At 35.3% G+C, this 12,984-nt stretch carries 10 protein-coding genes and 1 tRNA gene; 7 read left to right on the plus strand and 4 right to left on the minus strand.

The window, feature by feature from the left end; genetic code table 11:
- Nucleotides 1–84 precede the first annotated feature (84 nt).
- From I215_RS01965 to I215_RS01980, 4 genes are read left to right on the plus strand one after another with little or no spacing between them, the layout of a single operon-like run.
- The gene (locus tag I215_RS01965) at nt 85–501 is read left to right on the plus strand and encodes a hypothetical protein (RefSeq protein WP_008990268.1); all 417 of its coding nucleotides are present in this window, start codon (nt 85–87) and stop codon (nt 499–501) included.
- Nucleotides 479–3,274, plus strand: a complete 2,796-nt coding sequence (locus I215_RS01970) for a phage tail tape measure protein (RefSeq protein WP_008990269.1) — start codon at nt 479–481, stop codon at nt 3,272–3,274. The genes I215_RS01965 and I215_RS01970 overlap by 23 nt, the downstream gene beginning before the upstream one ends.
- On the plus strand, nt 3,274–5,205 hold the full coding sequence (locus I215_RS01975) for a BACON domain-containing protein (protein WP_008990270.1): 1,932 nt from the start codon (nt 3,274–3,276) through the stop codon (nt 5,203–5,205). The genes I215_RS01970 and I215_RS01975 overlap by 1 nt, the downstream gene beginning before the upstream one ends.
- Nucleotides 5,205–6,992 carry a hypothetical protein gene (locus I215_RS01980; RefSeq protein ID WP_008990271.1) on the plus strand — a complete coding sequence of 596 codons (1,788 nt, stop codon included), beginning with the start codon at nt 5,205–5,207 and terminating at the stop codon, nt 6,990–6,992. The genes I215_RS01975 and I215_RS01980 overlap by 1 nt, the downstream gene beginning before the upstream one ends.
- Here the strand turns inward: I215_RS01980 and I215_RS01985 are convergent.
- The 3 genes from I215_RS01985 to I215_RS01995 all read right to left on the minus strand — a co-directional run bounded on the left by I215_RS01985 (nt 6,987) and on the right by I215_RS01995 (nt 8,994).
- On the minus strand, nt 6,987–8,186 hold the full coding sequence (locus tag I215_RS01985; RefSeq protein ID WP_008990272.1) for a site-specific integrase: 1,200 nt from the start codon (nt 8,184–8,186) through the stop codon (nt 6,987–6,989). The genes I215_RS01980 and I215_RS01985 overlap by 6 nt on opposite strands.
- Before the next feature lie 90 nt (nt 8,187–8,276).
- A tRNA-Arg gene (locus I215_RS01990) sits at nt 8,277–8,350 on the minus strand.
- Nucleotides 8,351–8,625: 275 nt separating this feature from the next.
- A complete protein-coding gene (locus tag I215_RS01995) occupies nt 8,626–8,994 on the minus strand; it encodes a YidH family protein (RefSeq protein ID WP_008990273.1) in 369 nt (122 codons plus the stop codon).
- Nucleotides 8,995–9,224: 230 nt separating this feature from the next.
- Between I215_RS01995 and I215_RS16455 the strand changes: the two genes are divergently transcribed.
- On the plus strand, nt 9,225–9,743 hold the full coding sequence (locus I215_RS16455; RefSeq protein WP_237738912.1) for a putative quinol monooxygenase: 519 nt from the start codon (nt 9,225–9,227) through the stop codon (nt 9,741–9,743).
- Between the two features lie 315 nt (nt 9,744–10,058).
- Here the strand turns inward: I215_RS16455 and I215_RS02005 are convergent, their stop codons facing one another.
- A complete protein-coding gene (locus I215_RS02005; RefSeq protein ID WP_008990275.1) occupies nt 10,059–10,556 on the minus strand; it encodes a hypothetical protein in 498 nt (165 codons plus the stop codon).
- A 274-nt stretch (nt 10,557–10,830) separates the two neighbouring features.
- Between I215_RS02005 and I215_RS02010 the strand changes: the two genes are divergently transcribed.
- Nucleotides 10,831–11,673, plus strand: a complete 843-nt coding sequence (locus tag I215_RS02010; protein ID WP_008990276.1) for an SDR family NAD(P)-dependent oxidoreductase — start codon at nt 10,831–10,833, stop codon at nt 11,671–11,673.
- Nucleotides 11,674–11,781: 108 nt separating this feature from the next.
- Nucleotides 11,782–12,720: a helix-turn-helix domain-containing protein gene (locus tag I215_RS02015; protein WP_040459717.1), complete on the plus strand. Its 939-nt coding sequence runs from the start codon at nt 11,782–11,784 to the stop codon at nt 12,718–12,720.
- Nucleotides 12,721–12,984: the final 264 nt, after the last annotated feature.

Here is a 12,984-nt window from a genome sequence, read left to right on the forward strand (position 1 = left end):
ACCCACGTCTCTTTAGGCGTGGTTTTTTTATGTCCTTTTTTATACCCTAGATCACTTGCAAATTGCAGTAAATATGGCAGAGTAATGAGACTAGGAGAAAACAACAGGAATCTTACGGAATTAGAAAAAAAGGCAGGTCAAAAAGCCTCCAGAACTTTACGTAATGATTTACGAAAAGTCTTAAAAGCCTCTATCGTTTCTCAAACTGGGGAGATGGTCAAGAAAGTTGGAACTGGTGTTCGCATGAAATATGATGCGTTGGATGCTATTGTTATTCGAGCCACGAAAGCAACATTCATACAACACTATGGTTTTGAAGGCATAAAAAAAAATAGAGTTGCTATGAATTTAAAGGCCTATGGTCACTTTGATAATTTATTTGATAAAACGAATGCCTTGGAGACATTGGCTACTGAGGTAGCCGAATTACGAGGGGAGGAAGTTGAAACTAACATTACCAATATAATTTCTGTAACAAATGGCAGACAAAGCAATAACTAGAAGACTTCATATATACGTCAATGGGAAGGAGGTCGAACGCACCCTTACTAATTTGAGAAAAGAATATGTAAAAGCTAAAGCTCAAATGAACCGTGCTCCGATTGGGAGTGATGAGTGGAAGGCAGCTGCAAAGCAGGTAGATCGATTAGGAAAGGAACTTGACTATGCGAAAAAGGAGCAATTAGAATTTTTGGATGCCACCAAGAAGACGGACAAAGAAGTAAAGGAAAGCACAGAATCGTTGGAAGATTATGGACAAAGTCTTTCAAATATCTTTAATGGCATACGCAATGGAGACTTTCAATCAGTAAAGGAAGGGTTTGAAGGAATTTCGGGTGGAATAAAAGGAGCAACCAAAGCAGCGTGGAGTTTTATTGCGACTCCTGTTGGAGCTGCCATTGCCGTACTTACTGGAGTTGCTATTGCTGCTAGAGAATGGGTTGCCTACAATGAAGCAGCCTCAAAAGCAATTATTGCCACCGAACAAATAACTGGCTTAACAGGCCAGGTTGCAGATGATGCCAGACTCAGAGCTCAAGCCCTTGCAGAAACATTTGAAGGTACTAGCTTTGAAGAAAACATTCGTACCGCCAAGGTATTAGTAGAGCAATTTGGAATAGGATTCAATGAGGCGTTCGATACGATTGAAGATGGATTAATAAAAGGTCAGGGGCAAAATGATGAGTATTTTAGAAGCTTAAAAGAATATCCAACATTCTTTGCCCAAGCAGGATTCTCTGCTCAAGAATTTAAAAACATTGTTGAAGCAGGTTATGATTTAGGTATTTATGATGATAAATTACCAGATGCCTTAAAGGAGTTTGATTTATCAATAAGAGAACAAACTACTGCTACTAAAGATGCATTATTAAATGCATTTGGAGCTCCATTTACAGAAGAGTTGCTATCTAGAGTCACCAAAGGTGAGATAACAACCAAAGAAGCTTTAAGTGAAGTCACTAAAGAAGCACAACGCCAAGGCTTAACCATTCAACAAAACGCACAACTTACTGCAGACTTATTTAGGGGTGCTGGAGAAGATGCTGGAGGAGCTATTAAATTATTTGAAGCAATGGGCGTTGCCGCTGGTAAGGCGAACGAAGAACTTTCACCCCTTGAACAATCAACTAAAGAACTATCTCTAGCTAATTTAGAACTTGCCAAAGCTCAGGATGAAGCTTTAAAATCGGATAACTATTTAGCCTTTACTAGGGATTTGGAAATATTCTGGAAAAGGACAAAAACCTTATTCTATGATGGAATTTCGTTTATAACAGATTCCTTTCAAGGAGTACAAGACTTCATTGTTGTTAGCATAGTTTCCATGACTACAACCTTCAAGTCATTTCCAACAATAGTTAGGCAAGGGTTTAAAGAAATAGTTGAAGATGCAAAAGCAGTAATAGGTAGTTTCACTGGTCTAGGAGATGTCTTGGAAAATTTATTGAACTTTAATTTTTCAGGAGCAAAAGAAGCTGCAATAGATTTCAAGGAAAACTTTTCGAAGGCATTTAACGAAACTAAGCAATCTGCAAAAGGTGTTGTTGATGAACTTTTAGAAATTAGAAAGCAATCAGCTGTAGCTGCCCAGGCATCTTTGGATGCTCAAAGAAATGCCAAAGCAAATGCAGTTAGAGAAGATCAAGACACAATTACTCCATTAGGAAATAATACAGGTGGTGGTAGCGAAAATGATTCAGAAGACAAAGTTGATAAGGAAGCTCAAAGGCGAATAGAAAAAGAAAAAGCTATTCGGGAAAAAGTAAAGGAGTCTCTGGATGAATATGAAAAGGAACGTGAACTACAGGAGCAGTTGAAGAAATTTGATAAGGAGCAGCGTCAAGAGGAGGAAGAAATTTTAAGACTCGAAGAAAAATTTGAAAAACTAAGGGAAGATGCTGCTGGAGAAACTGAACTTTTAGCTGAGCTGGAGGAGGAAAAACTATTGCAGATTCAATTAATCAGGGATAAGTATGCAGAGGAACGGTTAGAAAAAGAAAAAGAAGCCGAGAAAAAACGATTAGAAGAGAAGAACAAAGCTCAGGCTAAAGAATTTCAACAGAAGAAAAAATTCCAAGAGGATTTAATCAATAGCAGTATAGATTTTGTTGGAAGAGAGAGCCGTTTAGGACAGGCGTTATTGGCTTATAAGGGAGTTCTAGCCGCTAAAGAATCTCTACTTCAGTTAGGAATCATTAAGAATAAAGTTATTGCAGACACGGCTAAATCAACTTCAGATATTGCTGCTGGAACTGCGGCCACCGCGAGCGTTGGATTCCCTCAGAACATTCCGTTGCTTTTAGGATTTGCAGCTCAGGTGGCTGGGGTTATTAGTGCAATTAAAGGAGCGATTGGGATTGGAAGCGAAATTAAACCTCCTACCGTTGACGTTCCTTCATTTGCATTAGGTGGTGAGTCAGGTTTCGGAAACCTAGGATTAGGTAAAAATTCTGGTGGATTTGTTCGTGGAGTGGTAGAAGAAGGTGAGTATACCATTCCGAGGTTTATTAGAAATGATCCAGAAGTCCCACAGGTGATAGATTACTTAGAAAATAAAAGACAAGAAAAACTTACCGGGACACCAAGTAACACTCAATCTCCAAGTTCATCAATAGATTCCGAAGCAATGTATGTTTTTGCCAATGCTGTAAACCGATTAGTTGATGAGGGTATTTATGCTAAAAATATCTGGAACACTAGAGAGCTTGACAAGTTTGACAAAGAATATAATAAACTTCAAAAAACAAAACAATCTGCTAAAATCAATTCATAATGGGAGCAAGTCCATCAACTTTACCAACGTTAACGTATAAAAAGAATTCTGTATCTCCTTCTGCCACGGTAGTTATTACTCCTCAAGACACCTCTGGAGAATATTCGTATTTTGGGGACGGTCCATGGGTGAAGTCCAAGCCTGATTGGCTAAACGTTGTGTTGACAGGTACAACACCTGCTAAATATAGTGGAGAAATCAAAGCTGCTACTTTTAAGATAACGGTCAAGGAGTCTATAGCTAATCAGAAGGCTAAAGGGAATTACAATGGTCGAATTGCATTTCTACACAAGGGTGTGGTTGGCAAGCTTTATTATGTTTATGTGTCAGCGACATTAGAAATTCAAGAGACAGTAGTTTTAAAGGTCACACCAAATCCACTTGAGTTTAACGTTTATAATATAGGAGAAATCGTTCCTCCTGCAAAATTTTTAACTATTACATCTGAGAATAGTTGGACAGCACACACAGGAGAAAGTTGGATTATTTTAGGATCCACAACTGGTTCTGAAAATGGATCAATAGAAGTAAATGTTGATGTTACTGATTTAACCCCTGGAAATTATACTGGAACCATTGAAATTGATGATGGGAAAAACAGGGTGACCGTCCAGGTTATTCTACCAGTAAGAGGAGAAATAGAACCCGAAGAATATTTAAATATAACTCCCTCAGCATTTGATTTATCTGAGATTTTCCAAGAGCCACCTACCAAGCAGAAAGCCATTAAAGTAGATAGTTCAGAATCTTTCACGCTTACTGATAATGTTGGATGGTTATCGTATTCAGCAATGTCTGGAGGGGTAGGGATAACGTCTATTGTTGCGAGTACTATAAATACAGAGACGCTTCCAATTGGAACTTACCCTGGAACCATTACGATAAAAACTAATTCCAATGTTAAAACGGTAAGTGTTTTATTACGAATCACGTTGGCAGAATTTTCTGGAATAGTTTCAAATGGTTTTTATTATGCGGATGATAGAAATAATCTTGTTGTCACCAATGCTCAGGATAACTCAGAGGTTCTAATTAATTTCACAACTGAAGCATCCTCTGGACAAATCCGACCTTACTCCAAAAAAGCTCCATATGTTGAAAATATAGCTACCATAGAAATGGGGCTAGAAACCAACAGGTTACTTCGACCTAATCCTTTTCTATCGACATTGAACACCCGAGTATTTGTGCCAGTTGCTCCATTAAAGATGGATTTTACGGTATATGATAAAATTATTGGTCAATCTCCACTTACAAAAAGATCGGATTTTTCGAATGTGCAATTCATAAATGGTCGGACACCAAAAACTCCAGGTAGACTTACGTACATTCCCAATAAAATAGCAGCTATTAAAGATGGGTTAATTTCTTTTTCGTTTAAAAGTGATTCCATTCCTGATTCAATAGATATCACTGGAGCTGTTACAACTTCCCTCCCAATATCTGGATTGACTGGTGCGTTGTTCACATGTTTTATTGATCTATCGGATTTCACACTTAATGTTGGCGATAAAATCAAAATTTCATGTGGACCTATTGAAGTTGATGTGCAAATTAAACCGAATGACTACACTAGAAGAAGGTTGATTTGGCTCAATGAATGGCAGATGCCAGAGTCATTTGATTTTACAGGCCACTTTGAAATTGAGAACCCAAGGGAGGTTGAAGAAACAACTATTGATAGAGAGGGACAAGATTATACTAAAATCATTGACATTTCAGAGCCTGAAGAATATTCCATAAATACAGGAAACTTATACAGTCAAGATGAGTTAGACTGGTTAATGACTATTCTTCGGTCAAAATTAATATACTTGGAGATTGAAGGTGAGATGATTGAAGTCGTATGTACAACCAAGAAACTTTCAAGATTTCAAACTCGTGAATTTAACAAATCATATGCACTTTCATTTAAAAAAGCTTCAATATAATGGTGTACTTTCAATCCAAAGAATATAGAATTGATCTTAGTAGTTATAAAATTACGTTTATTGAACAGAGCAACCGATTCAATAACGATCTAAAGAAAAACTACAGTTTACCTCTAAATATTTCTTTTGATGATATAGTTATTGAAAAATTAGGACTCCCGGATATCGATAATGTCACTTCTTATTTAAGCAGTGACAAGGGGATCCTGTATATGGATGATCGTTATTTTTCAGCCACCTTGCTCCTTGGTGATATATCTAAAAAGACTATCGAAATCACCATTTATTATGGCGATGAAACACTACCTGTGTATGACGTCAATTTAAAGGATCTTCCATGGCCAGTAATTGTCCAACATGATTTTAATGCATACGCAAAATCTATGTTAACTAAAGCTTGGCCAGAAGTAACGCACAATTGGCCAACAGTATTTAGAAAAGAGATATCTGGCGAAGGAGATTATGAACATTTTTTAGGTTTGGTGAACAATTACAATGGCAGCAATTTTGTAGTGAATGAAATAGTGAATGAGGAGGGACAGAACATTGCAAAGAATTATAATGTCATGTGTCCATTTCCATATCTATTGGAAATTTTGCGATTTGGATACCAGAATGAAGGCAAGAAGGTTCGGGGATCTGTTTTTGAAAACGAGAAATTAAAAAAAACATTATATGTACCTGATAAATTCATTGAAAGTTTTAAGGGGAGTACCTATGACCAAGATTCTTTTAGAACGCCTACAAGCAATTACCAACAATCATCTGTTCGATATGGTGTATATGAAAAGTCTCATATACCCACAATAGAAGGGTCGTATAAAGTAGATCTTAAAATTAATCTTCCCCCAGCTTACACGAAGTATTTCAAAATGGAGGTATATCAAGAAGATGCTGTAAGTGAAATGAAAACGTATTATTACAACAAATCTTCCACTTCTGGAAACCGCGTAATCATTTCTGATAGTGTTACTATTAATGTTGATAATAGCAACGTAGGTGATCGCATATACATCAAATTAACGCTACGGTATTTTACGAACTCGATTGAAGAGTATAACTCTTTTGAATATAAACTATCAGGTGGACAGTTAAACACTTTTCCTATAAGCTACAGTTTGTCTCAGTTCCTTCCAGAGTTAACATTCGGTGACTTTGTGAATAACCTTAAAAACTGGCTTAACCTAGACATAACTATTGAAGATGAATGGGTGAACGTTAATTTTTTAGAAGAATCCCTTTTAAATATAATTCCAGATAAACATGATCATTTGGAAGATCCTAATAGGATTAAAAAATCAAACAAGAACAAAATATATAAACTCATCTACGAAGACAGCAGTAGCATTCTGATTTCAAATACAGGTCAAATTTTTTCTGATATAGATCAAAAAAATAAAGAAGTTATCGCAATTGAAATGCCAATTAAAAGTCTTTTGGTGGAGCAGAACAACAACATCATTACTGGAGCATATCCAGAAGAAAGACCTGATTTACTTTTGTGCCTTTATGATGGACTAAAGTCTGGTAGAAATCCTTGTGTTGAAAACATATCAGGAAGCTCGTTATCACTTCAAGACATTTATGAGGAGTTCTGGAGTGTATGGATAGGGATAAGAACTAACAATTTCACATTCGAGGATACAATTACAGCTCATATTTCAGAGCCATTCTCCTTGAAAACATTCTCCTACAGATATAATGAATTGCATATGATCAAAGAAATTAAGCGCACCAGGATCTCACAGGACTATTGGGAGCTGGATATAGAATCTGAGACTCTATAATAAAATTTTATCCATGAACGAAACTTCCTCGTTCATAATGCTATCAACTATATGTACATAGATCATGGTCTCATTAATCTTTGAATGCCCCAATAGGTTCTGGAGGTTGACTACAGATCCCCCTTGGATTAAAAATTGAGTAGCGAAAGTATGTCTTGAGACATGAAAGGTGATTTTTTTTGATATACCTACTTGTTTACAAATTCCTTTCAAACATCGGTTGATATACTGATCTGTAAATTTCCCAGAAAATGTGCCATCCAGTGGTTTGAACTTTTTCGCAGCTGCTGATAACCTAATACGGTGAATTTTATCGGTTTTTTGCATCGTAAGAACCAAGTAGTCACCAACAAAATTATCAGTCTTTAATCGTTGGATATCGCTAATTCGTAATCCTGTAAAACACGCAAATAAGAATCGCTGTAATATTTGCTTCCAGCTCTCTGGTATGAATTCGTTTGAATAATATCTGTAAAGTTGCTGTATTTCATGCTCTTCCAAGAAGACGCGATTTGAATTGAAACGCTTGTTTTTGATTTCGCTATATTTTAATGGCGTCTCAATGCCTTGGTCATTGGCTATTTTTAGATACTTCTTAAAATTTTTGGTACATGCTTCTACAGTCGAATTGGTATTGCCTTGCTTTACCTTTAGGAACTTCACAAACTCAATAAAAAATTGCTTATCAATTTCATGGAATAATATTTTACTTCTAAACTTTTTAATTTTCTCTAATGAGCTCTTTTGTTGCTTATAAGTCGATTCTTTAATAGAGGATCCCTTTTGATGCTCTAAATTTTTCCGATAGAATTCGATAAAATCGATGTTGTAACTTGGACTAGATAATTCTTCATATAATTTTTCCACGGTAAGTTTATCCCCCCGAAGCCTGTAGACCACCATTATATTATTGATGTCTGATAGCTTCTTTTCAATTATCAAATTGTAATCCTTGGAGAAGTTATTTGACGGTTTCACCCGCTGTTTTTTTGCGTCAAAATCTTTTATAGGGATTCTTACTCCTAATGGGATGCGATGTCTTTTTTGATCCTTCTGATAAATATCAAGATAAATCGAACTCAGTTTATTCTTCGATTTATGGTCTTTTCTGATTCTAATATTGATGGAAATTGTACCACTCATTTTTTCTGTGACAAATTCTGGTACAAATTGGTATAAAACATTGGCTATCATAAAAACGATTTTTTTGAGTTAGTCCCAAAGCAGTTAAGGCCTGCAGGCGTTTCATTAGAAACACCCGCAGGCCTTAAAATATGCTTTTTGTGATCGCGCCAGGATTCGAACCTGGGACCGTCTGCTTAGAAGGCAGATGCTCTATCCAACTGAGCTACGCGACCATTACCTTTTGACTAAATGACTAAAAATAGTCATTTGCTTTACCTTAAAAGCGGTGCAAAGATAATATCCTTTTTTTATAAAACAACTAAATGATATTTTTTTATTTGAGGTTTTTACGACATTTTTATTGAGCTTTTTGGAAATATCTGAATAAAAGACAAGTAGGTAATTTAAAATTTGATTTTTGTTATGAATTTCAGGTTAATTGACCCTACAGGGGATATACGCTATTTTTCCAATTTACAATTCATGATTAAACCTAAGTGGTATATCACTAAATACTGCGGTACAAAAACCAAATAAGTATTATACTTATTACGACCATACCAATAGTAAGAAAGGTTGTTAGCGGATTGGAACTAGTGTAATCTCCTGATTCAAGCTGTTTTTTTATCCTTTTATAGTTGATTAAGGCCATCACTGCAGTTAGTACGCCAATTAAAACAAGTAAAACACCAATTATTCCTGAGTTACTGACCTCAGAAAGTGTTATACTTCCTTCAATAAGCAAGGTTAGATGTTTGATGAACATTGAAAACTTAACCACGATAAAACCAAATCCCATAATACCAATACTGGTTCTCATCCATGCCAAAAACGTTCTTTCATTTGCCAAATGGTCATTAGGTCTACCTTTTTCCATACTACTGATTTATTTGATTTTTACTTGAATATAGAAAACAAATTTTGCTCTGCCGTATTTACCAAATATAATTATATTAAATTGGTTTAAAATGGCTTTTGGAGTCCAATTAAAAATGTGTAATTTCATATTTGTGAATTACTCATGGGCTCTGATTAAAAGATACCTTAAACAAAGGTATGTGTGTCATTCCAAGATAACCTGTAAAGAATAGACTTGAACACAAAGTTATGTTTTCAGAAAGGATATTTATCAATAAAAGGATTATGTATTTTGCTTCCACCTTCTTAATAATAGGCTTTAGCCGTAGTTTTATGAAAATCCACCATCTCTTTATCGCCATATTAGTAAGTTTTATTTCTCTTGAAACAAAAGGGCAAGCACTGGATAAACAACAACCAAGCATAGAGAAGTCGAATACATCGGAAATGATATTTCGAATATCTGAAATCGAAGTGTACCCAGAAAGTTTGGAAGAATATAAAGCAATTCTAAAATATGAAGCAGAAGCTTCCGTAAAATTGGAGACGGGTGTAATAGCAATTATGCCAATGTACCAAAAAGATAAACCTAATCAATTTAGAATTTTAGAAATTTATGTAAACAAGAAAGCTTATGAACAGCATTTGCTGACGCCTCATTTTAAATACTATAAGGAGCAGACTTTAGAGATGGTTAAGTCTCTAAAATTAGTGGATATGGGTGTACTCGGCTCAGAAATCACTCCACTGATATTTGCCAAGTATTAACTGCCCCGCATTCACACACAGATTTAAGGGGGGGCGAGTTTTCAAAATTAATCTATTCCCGTAGTTCTAAAATATTTACCTTGATTAAACAAGGTTTACAGATAAGTTTTTGCTCAGTTTGTTTATAATTATAAAAAATGGACATTAGTAATTGTGACAATTAAAATCGCACTAGGTTGTTGTTTATAATTAAGTTGAAGACTTTTAAAAGGATACACCCTGCCTAAGAAGAGCTCGTTAATTTTAGGAACTTGTTGAACCCTTCTATCTCTTTGATTATTTAGAACTAATTCCTATTACCCGAGGTAATTTATCTTAATAGTTTTGAATTTTGAGATCTCCAACAAATTGAAGCGGCCGAACTTCAAGCAATTTAAATTGTTGGTTATTAGAGGATCCTTTTACAGGTGTAAAGAAGCTTATATCACAAGGAAGATGCATTAGTTTTGCGGTAAAATCGAAAGAATAGGTTGTATTGATATCAGCCAAATTAATAGTGTATTTAAATGTTGCTTTACGAGGGATAACTACACTTAATGAATAATTTAACGCACCATTATCAGGATCGGAGGAAACAAATTCATAATCGGGTACGATTTGAAACTGTGCATTGGGAAAATCACCTTCCACACTAATATTATTTGGATCAATAACCCCATTGTCTATTAGGTTTGTTCCTGCACTATCCACGATCCTTATGTGCAATGATGGAAATGCAGGGTCATAAAGGGTGCAATCAATTCCTCCTTCGTCACTAGAGGAACATCCAAAGATGAATCCAATTATTGAAATGAAAATTGGTATTTTTTTCAAGAGTAATAGGTTTTTTAATAACTAGATGTCACTTTTTCAAACAGTTGCGTACTGAAGTGAACTTATTTATGCCTTATCATAACATAAATCCGATAATAATTGCAATAAAAATACGACCTAGGGTGGGGGTAAACAATAGAGAATGCTTCGGTAAAAAAATTCACTTGTTTTTCACAAATCCTTTTTTAGACTACAAACTGCCACATTTACACTACAACAGTAGACTCCATGTTTCTAAACTTTGTGCCATAGTAATTATTTAAACTTTTTATTGATGGAGTACAAAAGTAAAAACAAAGAAAAAATATGGTTTATAACAGGTTCATCTAGAGGGTTCGGACGTGTTTGGACGGAAGCCATTTTACAACGAGGTGACAAAGTTGCTGCCACTGCTAGGGATCCACAAAGTATTTCGGATTTGAATCAAAGGTATGGCGATAGTGTATTAACATTAAAACTAGACGTTACTAAACCCGGCGAAGTAAAATCAGCAATTGAAGCTGCTCATACTCATTTTGGGAGATTGGATGTTATTCTAAACAATGCTGGGTATTCTCTAGTAGGAACTATTGAAGAGGTGGATGCAGATTCGATTCGAAAACTTTATGAAACAAATGTAATAGGTCCAGTTTCAGTAATTCAGGCTGCATTACCCATATTACGTAAACAGGGATATGGACATATTTTAGGCACATCGAGTGGTCTTGGCCATTTGGCATATCCAGTAATCGGGTATTATTGTTCCTCAAAGTGGGCATTTGAAGCTATTCATGAGAGCTTAGCTAAAGAAGTTGAACAATTTGGTATTAAAGTAACAATTATCGAACCTGGGGCTTATGCCACTGAATTCGGAAGTCATAAATCCTTGGATATTGCAGAAGGATCACGGGTTTATGATGTATATAAAAAGGAATTTTTTGATCAAATGATTATTAGTTTGGTGCAAGGAGATCCTAAAGCAACACCACAAGCGGTATTTAAGATTGTAGATACCGATAACCCTCCATTACGTTTATCCTTAGGTCGGTATAACTTACCTGAAATTCGTCAGGCATACTCCGAGCGTTTAAAAACTTGGGAGGATTGGGCTGAGGTTTCTAATGAAGCCCAGGGTTAATTTTACAATAATACAGTCGATAAATTCGAGGTCGTATTGGCTGAATTAAAAAAAAGAAATATTAATTACCTTTGAGGTACTGTTGTAAGTAAAATCACAATTTTTAAAGTGAAGAAAAATATTCAAATCCCGCAGAAATTTAAATCTTTAGCTCAGGCTATGAAGGCATCAGGCATGCCTGCTCCGCAACACCCACTTATTACGCTAATTAATGGGATTGATTATCAGTTAAACTTTGAACCTCCAAAGGACTCGCATATTTTAAGTTTTTACAAAATATCTTTTAGACCTAACTTAGGTGGGACGGTAAAATACGGACAGACTTATTTTGACTTTCAAGATGGAGGAATGCTTTTCGCGGCTCCTAACCAAATTATCGGTCATGATCGATCAACAGATACCGCTTTTGAAAAGCAGTGTGTTAACAGACAAATAACCCTATTAATTCATCCAGAATTCTTTCTGAATTACCCATTGGCTAAAAGCATTAAGCATTACGGTTATTTTTCTTACGCCACTAGCGAGGCTCTGCATCTATCGGATAAAGAGAAAGATATCATTCTCTCTCTTTTTAGAATTATCGAAGATGAGTTAAACCACAGCATTGATGAATTTAGTCAGGACGTCATCATATCGCAGATAGAACTACTTCTAAATTATGCAAATCGCTTCTATAAAAGGCAATTTATAACTCGTAAAGCAGCCAATAACACTTTACTTGAGAAAATGGAGGTTATTTTGAACGATTACTTTAAAGATAAAAAAACAATAAACAAAGGTATTCCTTCAGTGCACTATCTCGCTGAGAACTTATCAATTTCTCCTGGTTATTTAAGTGATATGCTTCGCTCTCTTACAGGTCAAAGTGCCCAACAACATATACATGAGAAGTTGATAGAAAATGCTAAGGAAAAATTAACAACTACAGATTTATCCATTGGAGAAATTGCCTTCGAATTAGGCTTTGAGCATTCCCAATCTTTTAGCAAATTATTTAAGAAAAAGACCAATCAATCACCAAAGGAATTCAGAGCAAGTTTTAATTAATGGTGATTTAAATGGTATGTACTTTGTATTAGGTGCTACGACATAGTAATGCTCTATTTGTTAAATTAATCCAAGAATTTGATTTTATATTGAAAAGCGTCAAAAATAGCTATTTATAGAGTTAATGTATTTTGTAATCCCTGTTTTTCTATACCCCAGTGGTTGTAAAAATTCACTAACTTTAGCATAACTAAACTTTCCTGATTTAATAGTAATGTTTTAAAATGATTATAGTTTCTAGAAAAAATTAATAAACAATTAGTT

Source organism: Galbibacter marinus, assembly GCF_000300875.1.
GTDB classification, from domain to species: Bacteria; Bacteroidota; Bacteroidia; order Flavobacteriales; family Flavobacteriaceae; genus Galbibacter; species Galbibacter marinus.

Excerpts from the sequence above, each read along its gene's own strand:
- I215_RS01965 (WP_008990268.1), top strand. The coding sequence starts at position 85 with ATGAGACTAGGAGAAAACAACAGGAATCTTACGGAATTAGAAAAAAAG.
- I215_RS01970 (WP_008990269.1), top strand. The coding sequence starts at position 479 with ATGGCAGACAAAGCAATAACTAGAAGACTTCATATATACGTCAATGGG.
- I215_RS01975 (WP_008990270.1), top strand. The coding sequence starts at position 3,274 with ATGGGAGCAAGTCCATCAACTTTACCAACGTTAACGTATAAAAAGAAT.
- I215_RS01980 (WP_008990271.1), top strand. The coding sequence starts at position 5,205 with ATGGTGTACTTTCAATCCAAAGAATATAGAATTGATCTTAGTAGTTAT.
- I215_RS01985 (WP_008990272.1), bottom strand. The coding sequence starts at position 8,186 with ATGATAGCCAATGTTTTATACCAATTTGTACCAGAATTTGTCACAGAA.
- I215_RS01995 (WP_008990273.1), bottom strand. The coding sequence starts at position 8,994 with ATGGAAAAAGGTAGACCTAATGACCATTTGGCAAATGAAAGAACGTTT.
- I215_RS16455 (WP_237738912.1), top strand. The coding sequence starts at position 9,225 with ATGTTTTCAGAAAGGATATTTATCAATAAAAGGATTATGTATTTTGCT.
- I215_RS02010 (WP_008990276.1), top strand. The coding sequence starts at position 10,831 with ATGGAGTACAAAAGTAAAAACAAAGAAAAAATATGGTTTATAACAGGT.